The organism is Paenibacillus sp. TCA20, from assembly GCF_000732325.1.
GTDB lineage: Bacteria > Bacillota > Bacilli > Paenibacillales > Paenibacillaceae > Paenibacillus > Paenibacillus urinalis.
This window is the reverse complement of sequence record NZ_BBIW01000006.1, coordinates 232,756-247,419: the sequence shown is the minus strand read 5'-3', so window position 1 is coordinate 247,419 and position 14,664 is coordinate 232,756. Positions and strand designations below refer to the sequence as shown.

Sequence of the window (14,664 nt, the reverse complement as noted above, 5' to 3'; positions counted from 1 at the left end):
GACGTTGAACAGCTGGATTACCGGTACAATGAGTTCAAATAGAGGAACAGGGAGAGGGTTACGGATGAGAGAAGAAATGATGGTAAACATGGTACGTATGGAAGAACTGAAGCTACATTATCTAGGACATGAGCGGCAGCCTTCATTCTATAATAATGGGTCAGAGAAGTCGGTTGTAAATAAGACATTAAAGACACGATTGTTAATTGCGATCTCAAGCCTGTTCGGAAGAAGGTAAGGAGCAGGGGTTGCAGAGTACAGACGATTGTAGCTGAGATAAGTCGCCTCTCCTGTCGAGAAGCGGCTTATTTCTGTAAGTGCTTAATATAGTGGAAGAAGTGTAACTAGTGAAAATGATACGTATTGGGGTTATACTGGATACAATTTCACAATTCGAATTCTGCACATTTAATAATGTACAATTGTAGAATTCTTAGCATTGATTACAGCAGCTAAAGGCATTATGAAATGATTTCGGGTAATAAATAAATGAAGAGATAGGATTCATTCTTATACAAGTGGAACGTTCAAATCATTGGAGGAGTTATATGGAGAAGCTGAGAGAACATAGACAATATGCTGAACTTAATAAATCGGAAGGATCAAGGGCGACGTATGAACGCGACTATTCCCGTTTGATCCATTCCCCAACCTTTAGAAGACTGCAGGGCAAATCCCAGGTGTTTGGAGCCGGAACAGGTGACTATTATCGGACACGGCTGACACATTCACTTGAGGTGGCCCAGATTGCGCGCGAAGCAGCCAAGAGTCTCTTAAGACGCTACCCCGATGTTGAAGAGCTTCGTGCCGATAATCCGGGACTTGTTATCGATCCGGAGGTCGTCGAATGCGCCTCGATCGCCCATGATTTTGGACATCCTCCGTTCGGTCATAAAGGGGAGGAAGTGCTGGGGAGCATTCTGAACGACTTGATTGAGGATAAGACCTTGTCGATTGTAGATCCCAGCGGAACAGGGAAATCCTCGAATCATCAGTATCGGACCGTAGAAGAGACGATGCGCCGGAAATACGAGCACTTTGAAGGGAACGCCCATAATTTCAGGCTGATTATGTTTCTGGAGAAGCGTGAGAATATAGACGGCCTTAATCTATCGGATGCGGTGCTCCTGGGCATCAATAAATATCCTTATCCCGGCACGGAGAACAGGAAGGGCATGTACCATCATGAATGGAGCTATATTAAGGAGATACGCAGCGAATGGGGCATACCGGCAGGCCAGAAGACCTTGGAAGCGCAGCTGATGGATCTATGTGATGACATTGCGTATTCCGCGCATGATCTGGAGGACGGAATCAAGGCTGGAAAGATTGAGGTGCATGAGCACTTCCTGCACGATCCTTATGTCAAAAGACTGATCGTAGACAAGATTATGACCTTGGATGATCCGTTCTGGATGGGATGGATGCCTGAGAAGATTGAGCCCAAAGTAGATGAGGTACTGAACGAATTCCTGCGGATTTGGAATGAGAAGCTTCCGGGCTGTGATCATGACTATTCCCGTACTCGGCGGGAGGTCAAAGCGTATTGGGTCAGCTTATTCGTAGCGGCTCTGGGAATTATTGATACGGGCGACTGGAAGAAGGTTACCTTTATAAAGGAAGGAAAGGAAGACCTCGATATGCTTCGTACCGTTAGTGTGCTGAAGAGCTTCGCGTGGGTGACGATGATCAAGGACCTAAGAGTCCAGCGCCTGCAAAAAAGAAGCGAGTGGATCATCCGCAGACTCTGGCATGCCTTCAATGATCCGGTTACTTCGAAGGCCATTATTCCAACCGACTGGCTGCAGCGGTATGAGAAGGATCAGGCTCGTCTGAGCCCGATATGGACCTGGGAGCATATGATTATTGATTACATTGCGGGGATGACGGATGCTTTTGCCGAGAAGATATATAACGAGCTCTATGGACTGAAGGTCGGCTCTATATATGACCTGGACTAAGCAGATAAGGAGATTACATCATGATGGAAACGAAGCGAATAGAACTCGGCATACTGGATCTTGTGCCAAGCCTCATGGACAGCTCACCGGAAGAGGCGATTCGCCGATCGGTAGAGCTGGCAATGGAAGGAGATCGTCTCGGGTATGCAAGGTATTGGACCTCAGAGCATCACAATCTGCCAGGCGTTGAATCGGCAAGCCCGGAAGTGCTGCTATCCCATATCGGGGCCCGGACTCATCAGATTAAGCTTGGTTCAGGAGCAGTACTCCTGCCCTATCATCATCCAATTCTAGTGGCAGAAAGATATAACCTGCTCTCTACCCTGTACCCTGGGCGAATCGAGCTTGGCATTGGCCGTGCTCCCGGCGGATCTGCCCATCTATCGATGGCTCTGGCGGGCAATTTTCTGCAGAAGGTGGCGGAATATCCGGATCGGGTCAAGGAGCTCCAGCAGCTCCTTCAAGGGGAGTATACCTATGAAGGGGAAGTAGTGGCTGCGAAGCCAGTCCCGGTCAGCGGCCCCGGTCTGTGGATGCTTGGCACGAATGTGAAGAGTGCAGACTATGCTGCAAGTTTAGGAACAGGTTATGTATTTGGCCAATTTATGAGTGAGCACGACGGGGCAGAGATGATTGAGAGATATACGGCAAATTTTGTTCCTTCCAAAAGTATGGTTAGACCTCAGGCCTTCATCGCAGTCAGTGTGATCTGTGCTCCAACGACGGAAGAAGCCCATTCCTGGAAGGAACAAGCTTCCGTCAAGCATCAGGAGAAGTCGTCTCCAGGTCTCCCTGCTGCTGAATATCCAGTCATTGTCGGGAACCCGGAGAAGGTAAGGGAAGAACTCATCAGGCTGAGTGAGCGTACACAATCCAGCAGCCTGCTGATCGCAACCCGTGCCGCCCGCTACGAGCAGAGGCTGGTGACATATCAATTGCTGGCGGAAGCAATGCAGCTTTCTTGATTAGGCAGACTATCATTCTCTATTGAAATAGCCATTGAATTGTACTTTTGCTATATAGCAAAAGAGAAGCAATTACATAGAATGGATAGTAAAAAGGAAGGAGTGATAGAATTATGCCGACTTTTGATCAGGTACTTGTAACGGGGAATCAAACAATTCTCGGCCATCTTCATGTCAATGGAAATTCAACCATCGGAAATTTAGATATCGCCGGCAGTATGAGTATATGGGGCGGCGGCGTGTTTGTAGATGATAATGCAACAATCCAAGGGAATTTGGGTGCGGGTCTAAATGTGAGCGCAGGGCAGAATGTAGTGGCTGGATCTCGGCTCATGTCCGTAGGAACTCCTACAGTTCCTCCGGTAGCAGCAAGTACGGTCTCAACGCGGTTTTATCCTGCAACCTTACCGACGCAGCCCGGCCTCATGCTTAAGGGTACAGACGGACTCAACTATATGATTATTGTGGATACCAGCAGTGGTCTCCCTACACTTGCGATTCATGGCGCGTAATTCAGAAGCGCGGTTCTGACCGCCTCCAAATAGGCGAAGCCGTGATCTTTGTCCGGCTCTAGATAGGTCCCCTCCGCCCATTCATTCCACGCATTGACGAACAGAAATGAAGAATTGTATACCTGAGCTGCCCGCTCTATTTGTCTAGTCAGATAGTAAGCAAATTTCTCCGGACTGGATCCGATGCAGCTCTGCCCGTGGTATCCTCTGCGCGGGGTATTATCCCAATTCACATAAGCACCAGGTATAATTTGCTCTCCGCTTCGATGAGGAGAACGGGACAAGATCATCTCCCAGGCACCGTCATAGTCAAATACCAGGTGCTCGTTCTCCTTCTTTTTTATCTTGCTCCATAGGCCCTGCGTATGTGCATGCGCAAAGGTATAATGCGGCTCAAATTCAACACTCGCCTCAAATCCGGCTTGATTCGGAATATCAAACCCGCCCAGCGTCCTTACAAAATAGATGCCTTGAAGTCCATGCTGCACCGCAAGCTTGTTCCAGTATTCGAGCATTTCTTCACACCTTGGAATCAGACCCGGACGATAGATTACGAATAAGGGCTTATTCTCAATACGAATATACCTCTTGTCATTAAATACTTTAAGCAGCTCAACGAAGTGTTCAGCCCAATCGGCTTCATCTCCATAATCCTGGGGCATGAGGATTTCATCATCACTGCCATCCCATCTGCGTGTCCACGGCTCATTGGCCCAGGAGAGACAGAAGGGGAAGTCAGGAGTATCGGACTGAAGCAAGGCTTCAAGCGGCTTTTCGAGCAGCCGTTTTCCTTTGAACCAATAATGGTAATAGCAGAACCCATAGATGCCATAATATTGGGCCAAGCTCGCCTGCCATTCCCGAACCGACGGGTCCATCAAATTATAGTAATAATCCTTTAGTGGCTCCTTTGGCTGTCGGTGATTGGGATACAGCGGCCGTGCTTTTTGTGTATTCGTCCATTCAGTGAAGCCTTCTCCCCACCACAGATCATTCTCAGGGATTTGATGAAATTGAGGTAAATAATAAGCGATCAGCTTCATGCAGGGACACCACCTAATCCTGAGTATGGTTAGCTAGCTAATAGAATAGATTGTTTAACTGCGGGATTAGTTCATATCAGACTGTAGATTAGTTTCATAGCAGACTGGAGAAAGGAATAATCGTATTTGCTGCTATAGAGAGCTCTTGAAGCAACCATTCTTTTTTGATCCGTGTTCTCGCTGTAGTATTGGAGCTTGGAGCCAAGCTGTTCGGGGTTGCTGAAGATGACAACATCCTCGCCAGGCTTCATCAGCTCGTGAATATCCGGAGAGTTCTCCACTATTTGAAATACCCCGCACGCTGCGATCTCATACAATGGACGAGGTGCAGCATCCCAATGAACGATCATGTTGGCTCCGTTATAGTACGCACTGAGCATCATCTCGCTATCGGGCTGACAAATCTCAATCTGATCCACAGATTCCCAGTTTCGACCTAACGCTCGGATCTTCTTACCCTCACATCGCTGGCGGATGACATGGACATAGAGGAGACGTTCCTCTGAGTAATCTCCAACAATGAGGAGATCGGAATGGAAATTGGGCTGTGGCTGATGAGGCTTGTAAACTAACGGATCCGCACTATATGGCATAACAACAATGTGTCTATAACTGTATTTCTCATATACAGGAAGATGCAGCATGTTCTGTGTGATGACAAGGTCCCAGTCATGGTATGCAAAAGCGATATTCTCGCAAGGCTCATAAGGATCATTCAACCAGAGGGCTGTTCTTGTATGAATCGATTGTGATATGAGTTCAGGTGTAATGAATTGTGCAGCTTGATTGCCGATACATAGTAAGAGATCTGGCTTATAAGTCGACAGACTATCTTGAAGATTCTCATTGATCTTGAGAATGATGACTTCTTTGACTAGCATGCGTAGCGAGTCTGTAATCTGGCTTTCCATTGACGGAGTAAACTGTTCTGTCAACGGAATCAGGAGTGCGAGCCGCATGGATTTGGCGTTTCTGGGATCATGGGTCTGGACGTCTGGCACAGGCTGACGCTGATGCGATAACCATCTTCGGTTTGGCTGTAGTGATAAATCCTCTTGAGCAGTTTCCATCCGGGAAGGACGCATGACTATTGGGACTGCCGGTGTGGCTTTGGCTGAGGCTCTGAATTTAGATTTGCGTAGGACTTTGTCTTGAAGTGTACTCTGAAGTTTGTCTTGGACATTCTCCTGGGATTTATTTTTGAATCTATCTGGAGACTTACTCTGGGATTTACTTAGAGACTTATTTAGAGATTTACTCTGTCTCTTATTAGAAGGGATCTTATTACGCACGGTAGTGGTGCTTCGGATTTCCGATTTTTTTTCTTTTTTTCTCATAGTTAAACCCGATCCTTAATCGTCAGATTTATTCTAGTCTATGATGTGAGCCCCGTTTGTTTCAGGACAATTACCTAAGTGTTGATAAAAAGGGCGTTCGAAACAATTTGAAATATACATAGTGGTCAAATCTTATAATTTGTAAGCTGCTTACCGAAATAATAGTAGGAGAGAATCCATTTCATCGTTCAAGTGTATTATGGAATGGCTTCAGGCTACAACACAAAGAGCTTTATATAGCTGCACAGGGGGAGAACAGGTGTTTAAATTAAAAAGCATCAGGCAGAGAATATCGGTTGTCATGGTACCGCTGCTTATCTATGTCGTCGCAATTGGGATCATTACTTTAACACTACTCGGAACGATGGAAAAGAACACGACGAGCATTACGAGAAACTGGATGCCGTCCATTAGCAAGATTGACGATCTAATCTTCACGACTGAACATATCCAATCCTTGAGCTACAGTTACTTCTTGGCGTCTGTTTCCGATCAGGAGAGCAAAGCGGCTATTGCCAAGGAACGTACGGATTACATACGACAGCTTACTGCTGTCAGACAGGCATATGGCTCGCTGATTGCAACAGATACAGAAAGGGAATATTATAACGCCTTCTCTGCAGCTTGGGAGGAATACTTCAAGATCAATACCCAAGCGATGAATCGGAGTGATGCGAATGATATTGAGCTGGCTTATGAAGTGCTCATGAAGGGCACGGCTTCTTTCGACAAGATGCAGAGTGAGCTGATGTCTTTATCGGCTTTTATTCAAGAAGAAGCAGATCGGTCGGCCCAAGAGCTTGAGGATAGTGCCAGAACCTCAGAAATTGTACTCTTTATCGGGATTGCCTTTATAGTGGTGATGACATTAATCAGTACTTATGCGCTGATCAAGACATTGGTTACGCCGATCAAGCAGATTGAAAACAATGTCAAAGAGATAGCCGCGGGTAATCTGTCTGTGGAGGATATCCAACGTGATATGGAGGATGAGCTGACTACACTTGGACAAGGGATTAACCAAATGAAGGCGAGTCTAGTTCAGATTGTGAATCGAATTAAGAGCTCTTCAGAGATCATTGGTGAGCAGACCACTCATCTGGCAGCCACATCCGAAGAGGTGAAGATTGGCAGTCAGCAGATTGCCTTATCGATGGAGGAATCAGCCAAAGCGGTGGAAAGTCAGGCAGAAACAGCACAGTCCTCTGCAAGAACCGTTGAGCGGTTGAATGAGCATATTCAGGACCATGCGGCTAAAGGAGAGCAGCTTAGAGGGATGTCGGAGCTGGTACTTGAACAAGGTACACTGGGTAAAGATACAATGAGTCAGTCTATTGAACAGATGAGACAAATCGCAAGTCGGGTATCCATCTCCATGGAGCAGGTGAATAAGCTGGATCAATCTAACGAGAATATTTACCAGCTGCTGCATGTCATTCGTGATATTGCGAAACAGACAAACCTTCTGTCCCTGAATGCTTCGATTGAGGCAGCGAGAGCGGGTGAACATGGGAAGGGCTTTGCTGTCGTAGCTGAAGAGGTACGCACACTCTCGGAGGATGTTTCACAGGCAGTAGGTCAAATCAATGAGCTGACGGAAACGATTCAGCAGGAATCTAAGTCGGTCGTTCAATCGCTGCAAAGCGGTGTAGAAGAGACGAGAAGAGGAACGGCACAGATGGAAGCCGTGAATGAGGCCTTCAACCAGATTACGAGCTCGGTGCATCAGATGGTGGATGTCATTCAAGAGATTTCTAATGGCCTGTCTGAAATGGAAGATCTCAGTGGACAAATGAACGATTTCAGCCAGCTGATCTCTGCGATATCTCAGCAATCCGCAGCCAGTGTGGAGGAAGTGTCTGCTTCTGCAGAAGAACAGTCCGGTTCGCTGGAAGGTGTGGCAGAGAATATTCAGCAGCTCAAGAAGCTGTCAGAAGAACTGCTCGCTTCGGTATCGGCGCTTCGAGTATAATAGGAGCGTAACGACACAGTGAATATGAGCAAGCAGCCCGGCTGCTGCATTCACCATTCAGAAGGGAATTGCTGAGATTGCTAATGACACATACACACAATAAGGAACATCATCCTACAGATTTAATATACATTTATGCCTGTCACGAGAGTGAACAGGCTCTTTGTCATTTGGAGCTGCAGCGTCTTCTGGGTACGAATGTACCCCCGAAGCAAGCTTATCTTCGTTCCACTCGCCTCATTGAACCGTCACGCAGTCCCTTCATGAAGCTGCGTCTTGAGGTCATCGCTGAGAATAAGGAGTATGACGGGCTGCTTGCAGACATCGATTCGCATGCGATTCAGGTGCCGAAGGATCGTACGTTTAAAGTTGTATATATTAAGGAAGGGGTTCACTGTCCGTATGATGAACAACGGAAGCTTGAACGCAGAGCAGGGGAATGCATTACAGGAACGGCTAAAATGAAGGACCCTGACATAACCTATGGATTAATGCAATTGGAGAACACATGGGTATTCGGCATCGCCCGGTATGCGGAGCCCATATGGCTGCAGCATAAGAATAAGCCTTATAATTATTCGACCGGCCTCAGCTCACGCATCGCAAGAGCAATAGTCAATGTGGCAGCTCCTGAAGGGGAGAAGGTCTCAATGATGGATCCTTGCTGCGGTATGGGGAATGTATTGATCGAAGCCCTCTCGATGGGAATTAAGATTAGAGGCAACGATCTGAATCCGCTGGCTATTCGGGGGGCGAGAGTCAATCTCGAACATTATGGTTATGACGCAAATCTTGTCACCTTGGGGGACATGAATGATCTGATGGGTCATGCTGACCGTGCTGTTCTTGATCTGCCCTACAATCTGTGCTCTGTATTATCTATGGAGGAGCAGCTAGGAATGCTGCGGAGTCTGGCGAGACTTGCTGATGAAGCGGTCATCATAAGCACAGAACCATTGGAGGAGCAATTAAACAGGTCAGGATGGAGGATTCAGCATCATGTCCAGGTTACGAAGGGGTCATTTACTCGAGATATATGGTTGTGTGAACATCAAGGATAAGCAGTGATCTATTCAAAATTGAAGTAAATGGCAAATAAGGTCTGATACGCATCTGCAGTTCACCGCAGAGAGCATCAGACCTTATTTTATTTTTCAGATTGAGCTAATGAATGAAGCACAGGTGATGGACGATTGACCATCCTCAGGCTGGTTAATAGGATCGGCTGTAATCTACCAGGTTACGGGGCAGATCCTCATTCTTGACATAGGCCTTTAGATTCTCAAGGAAGACCTCGAATGCGCGTTCAGAATAATGAGGTGTGCTGCCGGCAAAATGCGGAGTGATCAGTACGTTGTCCATTCCCCACAGAGGATGATCGGCTGGCAGCGGCTCTTCCTCGAATACATCGAGTGCTGCAGCGGAGAGCTTCTTCTCTTCTAATGCTTTAACCAGAGCAGATGTCTGAACGGTTGCTCCTCGCCCTACATTGACGAAGCAAGCACCCGTCTTCATTGCACTAAAGGTCTGTTCGTTGAACAAATGCTTCGTATCCTCTGTAAGAGGGAGGATGTTAATGATGTAGTCACCTTCAGACAATACTTCCTCCAGCTGCTCCATCTTCACCATCTTGCTTACATGAGGGGCAGGCTTGCCGGATTTGCGTACACCGACCACGTTCATACCGAAGGCTTCTGCCAGTCTGGCTGTTGCGGTCCCAATCTCCCCTACACCCGCGATGACAATGGTCTTGCCATGAAGCTCGCTCATCGCGGTATCGTTTGAGTCCCAATTCCGACTTGCTTGATTGAGAATTGCTTGCTTCAGCATGCGGGACATGGACAGCAGCATACCGAAGACCATCTCAGAGATCGGTATGGCATGAATTCCACTTGTATTCGTCAACAGAATATTTCGATCACTCAGCTCGGCCTGAGGCAGATAATCCACTCCGGCAGACCAGGTTTGAACCCATTTTAATTTACTGTCTGGATCAAGCAGCGTATCTGCATGGTTTCGGGCCCAGCCCACCAGAATTTCGGCGTTCTTCAGGACGGAAGGATCCAGCTCCTTGGCTTTACCTATTGTTAGTTTGTAATCAGGGGCTATTTCTTGAACTAGCTGTTGCTGTGACTCTGTAAATGCGTGTAAGCTTACAATACTGCTCATATCGAGATCTCCTCCTGCTACCATAATAGCTCTAGTGTAGCAGTGTTGCCGCAAGCGGGCAATTATAACGCAGTTCGATAAACGGTGGGTATATATAAATAGAAGAAGTTCACTCGACGCTGCTAAAAAGTAAAGATTTTTCTGGATAAATGTAAATTTATATGTATATGTTATATATTGGTATTTCTGTGCGTGAGGAGGTAACTTCTGTATACTTATATGACATGAACGGTGACATTGAACCTACTATGGCATTGTATACATATTATATAGTAAGAAAAAAATTTTAACGATGAAATAGAGAAGAGGATCATGGTTCTTATCTTTTATTTAGTGCGGTAAACTGCTTGTTTCTTTACATAGGATCAGATGGATAAGGAAATGATGAATTAGAGGTAAGGCAGATAATTTAAACCAATTATTTTGGTGTGAAATAGGCTGTAAGTCATATGTTGCTATGGAAAATATACCTAATATACCGCAATTAGTACCTGATACTAGTACTAGGATATTGTTAATATATTCTGGTGTATAATGGTTGTACGTGGAAGGCGTATGACGATAACTTATTGAATTCATCTTACTAAAAAACATAAAGTGAGGATAAATGCATATGTCAGATCACAAGGTACGACTCTTTACCGCTGTCCGAATACCGGATGAAATAAAAAATAAGCTGCATCAATGGATGGAGCATCACAAGGATCAGCTTCCTTTTCGAAATCGGACTCATCAAGAGGATTATCATATCACTTTGCAATTCTTGGGCGATACGGATCCAGCGGTCCTGGACAAGCTGCATGAAGCTTTGCAGGAAGCAGCGAATCAGGTGCAGCCTTTTCCGCTCAAGATTGGGGAGCCGGGTGTGTTTGGTTCCGAACGGGCACCGAGAGTATTGTGGAGAGGGGTGGAGGGTGAGCTGGACAGCCTGTTTTCACTGCAGCAGTCAATCGTACAATCAACCCTACCATTAGGGTTTGTACCGGAGGAACGTCCCTATCGTCCGCATATTACAACGGCACGCAAATTTAATCAGGAGCGCCTAGGCTCTTTTAACTTAAGTGAGCTGATGGACGGGGTATGGGATGACACTTGGCTGGTGGAAGGATTTGTGCTATATAAGACAAATATGGGTCAAAAGCCGATGTATGAAATGATAGGAAAATACGATTTATAATGCATAAATTCATAGACTCCTTAATATGGTAATCTATAACCATTTATAGCTTTTACAACCAGAAAAAAGATATAATTTGAGTCAAAAAAAACTAAAGTTCACAAAAATTATATTTTTTATTTAGTATTTTTTGGGATCAGGTGTTCGGGTGCGAAAAAGCTTGATAGATCAACGGAATTTTTGATGTGGACAAGCATCCGCATAGAGCACTTTTCCCTGTTGTAGAGACTGTATTTGGTATATTATCTGTTATTCAAACCTTGCATTTTTGGTTACAGTTAAGTAGAATTGTGCCGATATAACAGGAGGTCATTATGAATACAAATAGAGAGATTCGCTGGGTAGCACCTCTGATGATCGTGCTGCTGGTGTTTATATTGGGGGCCAGCCTTATTGTGAAGGCTGTTGAAGTATATGGGGATAGTGCAACAAAGGAAATGCCGGAGACGGCTCAGACCGCTCATCATAATGAAGCGGCAGATCATATTCGCAGGACAAGCTCTGATGGGGACGGAGCCACTGCTGTGAAATCTATTGCAAGGACATCTGCAATTCATGAAATGACGAACCAATCGGTGACCGCGGTTGGCACACCGCGCATTGCCACGGACTATATTTCGATCAAGGCAGCTGAACATTTGGAAGCAGAAGCTCTCAAAGAACAGCAGCAAGCCGAGAAAGCGAAGAAACTGGCGGCTCTAGAGAAGCAACAGAAGCTGGAGAAGCAAAAAGCACTTGCTCAATTAACCGCTGAAAAAATGAAGACCACTCCCCCCGAAACTTTATTCTTTACCCGTACGGAACTATTAACTCAGGCAGACAAAGATAAATCGACCTGGGACTACCCCGTGACGGATAAGGAACTGCTTATGCTGCAAAAAATTGTGATGGCAGAAGCAGAAGGCGAACCGTACGAAGGCAAAGTAGCTGTAGCTAACGTTGTCTTAAACCGGCTGCGGTCAGCCAATTATCCCGATACCATTAAGGATGTAATATATCAGAAATATCAGTTCAGTCCTGTTGCGAACGGCCGTATGGACCGTGTGACGCCTAACGAGGACGCTATTCAAGCTGTAAACGAAGCCATGCACGGGCGGAAGGAAGTACCTGATGATACGCTCTTCTTCTTATCTATTACCCTGGCTGACGACCTTACCGTACACCATTCTCAAGAAAAGGTGAAAACAATTGGTCACCATACCTTTTATAAATAGGCCGAATCCATTCATAATCCCTTTTGAATGATTTATGAAATTGATTCGACAAGTGATATAATGGATGTGATATGTCCGTTATTCCACGGGGTATAACCTATGCATAGGAGGTAATAATCTATGAAAATTACGTACTATGGTCATTCTTGTTTGTTCGTTGAAGCTGAAGGCAAACGGGTCATTATCGATCCCTTTCTATCCGGAAACCCGAAGGCAACGATTGCTCCGGAAGAGGTTAAAGTGGATGCGGTGCTGTTGACTCATGCCCACTCCGATCATTTTGGTGATACCCTTGCCATTGCCAGAGCAAATGACTGCCCGGTTGTAGCTGTATACGAGCTGGCTGATTATTGTCAGAATCAAGGCGTGAAGACGCATCATATGAATACAGGAGGCAGCCATCAGTTTGACGGCTTCAAAGTGAAGTTTACACTGGCATTCCACAGCTCGTCTCTTGATATCGACGGCAAGCCTGTTTATTTGGGACAACCTGCGGGCATTCTGCTGACGATGGGCGGCAAGACTTTATATCATGCTGGAGACACGGCTTTATTTGGTGACATGCGTATCATCGGAGAACTGAACCATATTGATATTGCTGCGCTTCCGATCGGTGATGGTTTGACGATGGGACCAGAGGATGCTGCGATGGCAGCCACCTGGATTCGCACGAAGCAAGTCATTCCTATTCACTACAATACGTTCCCTGGGCTGGAGCAGGATCCGAATCACTTCCGCCAGCTTCTGAGCCAGGAAGAGATTGAGACTGTAATACTGGAGCCGGGAGCGAGCACAACACTGTAACTTGTAATACAGATTATGAACAGATCTGAAGATATAATAAGAGCTGCATTTGCGTAATTCGCCAACCGTGGACGAATGGGCATGCAGCTCTTTTTTGGATATGGTATGGAATGGGATGACGTATTAACGGGAAGCATATTGCATAACCGGAGTACGGCGTGTTGCGCTCTGCATCAACAGCTCATGCACGGTTCTTGTGCAGGCCTCTGGCTCATACTCATTCAGTCGGGTGTCAGCAGCGCTCACTGCAATGCCGTTTGCATACAGATGGTGCAATCTTGAGAATTGCTGATGAAGTACATACGAGTTCTGAAGAACAGTACCATATCCGGATTTAACAAAATAATCACAATTCTCTTCCTCCTGCCCGGGCAGCGGGGGAGCAAACAGCATAGGAAGACCTTTGGCCAGCCCTTCTGTACAAGTCATGCCGCCTGGCTTCGTTACAAGAAGATCTGAAGCATCCATCAATTTGCTAACCTTGCGTGTGTAGCCTATGATATGAATATCGGGATGCTGGAACATAGCGGATTCTCTTAGACGCTCGGCCAGCTTCTCATTGTTGCCGACACAGAAGACGAGCTGAATCTTGCCCTTCCAGGAAGCGATGTCTTCCATGAGCTGATCCTGAAGCGGCAGTCCCCAGCCTCCCCCCATAATCATGACCGTAGGGATATTCCTCAGACTAAGCTCCTCTCGGACCGCCTCCTTCGGCTGCTTGTTCCAGAAGTCAGGATGAACCGGTATGCCGGTAATCCGAATTCGCTGCGAATCTACGTTTCTCTCAAGCAGCATTCTCTCAACCTTGGGAGACGAGACGAGGTATTGATTGACCTCCGGACTAATCCAGGTCCCATGAGCATCGTAGTCCGTTATTAAGGTGTACAATGGGATGTCTAGTCCAAGACGCTTCAATCTGGAAATCACCGCATTCGGAAAAGGATGCGTGCAAATAATAACATCCGGGTTCAGCTGAGTCAGCACCTTCTTGGCGTGGTTATAGAATAGCCGGTGAAGCGCGAGTCTTCGAAATCCGGTCAGGCTTCGGTTATAATTGGTTCGATAGATCATCCCGATCAGCTTGGGGCTCATCGTGATCGTTCTGCGATAGGCACCCAGAATGAAGGGCGCTACCGTGGGATTCAATATTTTGCCAAGCTCAATGACACGTGCATTCACATGAGGGTACAGAATTTTGAGCCCCTTCTCAATGGCATGTGCTGCTTGTGTATGTCCGGTACCGAAACCTTCTGACTGCAAGAGCACTCTCTTCTTCTTCATAAATTCACCTATTTCATAAATTGAGATTTGGCTGTTCGGTATGTATAAAGCTCTCTAAATCATATGACGAAACGGGAATAATAAAACCCTGCAATACATTAAACGAATTTGGCATGTAAGAAGTCTCAAAAAATGTGATTTTTCTTGCTAAAAAGAAATAAAAGTGATAAAGTGGTTTTTGACTGAATGACCAAAATAGATTTTTGGTCATTAATAAATAGATGACAGA

Annotated in this window: 13 protein-coding genes; 9 read left to right on the top strand and 4 right to left on the bottom strand. The window is 46.1% G+C overall.

The genetic code is table 11. The annotated features are described in order from the left end of the window. Positions 1 to 64 precede the first annotated feature (64 nt). The 4 genes from TCA2_RS27195 (at position 65) to TCA2_RS14020 (ending at position 3,438) form a co-directional block, all read left to right on the top strand. Positions 65 to 238 (top strand): hypothetical protein, encoded by a 174-nt coding sequence (locus TCA2_RS27195; RefSeq protein WP_193746048.1) that lies wholly within the window; start codon positions 65 to 67, stop codon positions 236 to 238. Positions 239 to 548: 310 nt separating this feature from the next. Next, on the top strand, positions 549 to 1,961 hold the full coding sequence (locus tag TCA2_RS14030) for a deoxyguanosinetriphosphate triphosphohydrolase family protein (protein ID WP_047912221.1): 1,413 nt from the start codon (positions 549 to 551) through the stop codon (positions 1,959 to 1,961). Positions 1,962 to 1,981: 20 nt separating this feature from the next. After that, complete coding sequence (locus TCA2_RS14025; RefSeq protein ID WP_047912220.1) at positions 1,982 to 2,926, top strand: MsnO8 family LLM class oxidoreductase; 945 nt, start codon at positions 1,982 to 1,984, stop codon at positions 2,924 to 2,926. Positions 2,927 to 3,039: 113 nt separating this feature from the next. Then, complete coding sequence (locus TCA2_RS14020; protein WP_047912219.1) at positions 3,040 to 3,438, top strand: hypothetical protein; 399 nt, start codon at positions 3,040 to 3,042, stop codon at positions 3,436 to 3,438. Here TCA2_RS14020 and TCA2_RS14015 read toward each other — a convergent pair. Both TCA2_RS14015 and TCA2_RS14010 read right to left on the bottom strand, forming a co-directional pair. Then, on the bottom strand, positions 3,426 to 4,481 hold the full coding sequence (locus TCA2_RS14015; RefSeq protein ID WP_047912218.1) for a glycoside hydrolase family 99-like domain-containing protein: 1,056 nt from the start codon (positions 4,479 to 4,481) through the stop codon (positions 3,426 to 3,428). The two genes, TCA2_RS14020 and TCA2_RS14015, sit on opposite strands and share 13 nt — an antisense overlap. Positions 4,482 to 4,552: 71 nt before the next feature. Continuing rightward, positions 4,553 to 5,566 (bottom strand): glycosyltransferase, encoded by a 1,014-nt coding sequence (locus TCA2_RS14010; protein WP_047912217.1) that lies wholly within the window; start codon positions 5,564 to 5,566, stop codon positions 4,553 to 4,555. Between the two features lie 511 nt (positions 5,567 to 6,077). Between TCA2_RS14010 and TCA2_RS14005 the strand changes: the two genes are divergently transcribed. Then, on the top strand, positions 6,078 to 7,790 hold the full coding sequence (locus TCA2_RS14005) for a methyl-accepting chemotaxis protein (protein ID WP_193746046.1): 1,713 nt from the start codon (positions 6,078 to 6,080) through the stop codon (positions 7,788 to 7,790). A gap of 83 nt (positions 7,791 to 7,873) precedes the next feature. Then, complete coding sequence (locus TCA2_RS14000; RefSeq protein ID WP_047912215.1) at positions 7,874 to 8,851, top strand: TRM11 family methyltransferase; 978 nt, start codon at positions 7,874 to 7,876, stop codon at positions 8,849 to 8,851. A gap of 151 nt (positions 8,852 to 9,002) precedes the next feature. Here TCA2_RS14000 and TCA2_RS13995 read toward each other — a convergent pair whose 3' ends face one another. Next, the gene (locus TCA2_RS13995; protein ID WP_047912214.1) at positions 9,003 to 9,959 is read right to left on the bottom strand and encodes a D-2-hydroxyacid dehydrogenase; all 957 of its coding nucleotides are present in this window, start codon (positions 9,957 to 9,959) and stop codon (positions 9,003 to 9,005) included. Positions 9,960 to 10,572: 613 nt separating this feature from the next. On the opposite strand from TCA2_RS13995, the gene thpR reads away from it, so the two are divergent. The 3 genes from thpR to TCA2_RS13980 all read left to right on the top strand — a co-directional run bounded on the left by thpR (position 10,573) and on the right by TCA2_RS13980 (position 13,154). Further along, entirely contained in the window at positions 10,573 to 11,136 is a 564-nt protein-coding gene (thpR, locus tag TCA2_RS13990; RefSeq protein WP_047912213.1) for an RNA 2',3'-cyclic phosphodiesterase, read from the top strand. Positions 11,137 to 11,450: 314 nt separating this feature from the next. Then, positions 11,451 to 12,350, top strand: a complete 900-nt coding sequence (locus tag TCA2_RS13985; protein ID WP_047912212.1) for a cell wall hydrolase — start codon at positions 11,451 to 11,453, stop codon at positions 12,348 to 12,350. 120 nt (positions 12,351 to 12,470) lie between these two features. Beyond that, positions 12,471 to 13,154, top strand: a complete 684-nt coding sequence (locus TCA2_RS13980) for a metal-dependent hydrolase (RefSeq protein WP_047912211.1) — start codon at positions 12,471 to 12,473, stop codon at positions 13,152 to 13,154. A 123-nt stretch (positions 13,155 to 13,277) separates the two neighbouring features. On the opposite strand, the gene TCA2_RS13975 is transcribed toward TCA2_RS13980, so the two are convergent. Further along, positions 13,278 to 14,435, bottom strand: coding sequence for a UDP-N-acetylglucosamine--LPS N-acetylglucosamine transferase (locus TCA2_RS13975; RefSeq protein ID WP_047912210.1), 1,158 nt, complete (start codon positions 14,433 to 14,435; stop codon positions 13,278 to 13,280). Between the last annotated feature and the right edge of the window lie 229 nt (positions 14,436 to 14,664).

Bases quoted from the DNA above. Each gene is read 5' to 3' on its own strand.
- TCA2_RS27195 (WP_193746048.1), top strand. From the start codon at position 65: ATGAGAGAAGAAATGATGGTAAACATGGTACGTATGGAAGAACTGAAG.
- TCA2_RS14030 (WP_047912221.1), top strand. From the start codon at position 549: ATGGAGAAGCTGAGAGAACATAGACAATATGCTGAACTTAATAAATCG.
- TCA2_RS14025 (WP_047912220.1), top strand. From the start codon at position 1,982: ATGATGGAAACGAAGCGAATAGAACTCGGCATACTGGATCTTGTGCCA.
- TCA2_RS14020 (WP_047912219.1), top strand. From the start codon at position 3,040: ATGCCGACTTTTGATCAGGTACTTGTAACGGGGAATCAAACAATTCTC.
- TCA2_RS14015 (WP_047912218.1), bottom strand. From the start codon at position 4,481: ATGAAGCTGATCGCTTATTATTTACCTCAATTTCATCAAATCCCTGAG.
- TCA2_RS14010 (WP_047912217.1), bottom strand. From the start codon at position 5,566: ATGCGTCCTTCCCGGATGGAAACTGCTCAAGAGGATTTATCACTACAG.
- TCA2_RS14000 (WP_047912215.1), top strand. From the start codon at position 7,874: ATGACACATACACACAATAAGGAACATCATCCTACAGATTTAATATAC.
- TCA2_RS13995 (WP_047912214.1), bottom strand. From the start codon at position 9,959: ATGAGCAGTATTGTAAGCTTACACGCATTTACAGAGTCACAGCAACAG.
- thpR (WP_047912213.1), top strand. From the start codon at position 10,573: ATGTCAGATCACAAGGTACGACTCTTTACCGCTGTCCGAATACCGGAT.
- TCA2_RS13985 (WP_047912212.1), top strand. From the start codon at position 11,451: ATGAATACAAATAGAGAGATTCGCTGGGTAGCACCTCTGATGATCGTG.
- TCA2_RS13980 (WP_047912211.1), top strand. From the start codon at position 12,471: ATGAAAATTACGTACTATGGTCATTCTTGTTTGTTCGTTGAAGCTGAA.
- TCA2_RS13975 (WP_047912210.1), bottom strand. From the start codon at position 14,435: ATGAAGAAGAAGAGAGTGCTCTTGCAGTCAGAAGGTTTCGGTACCGGA.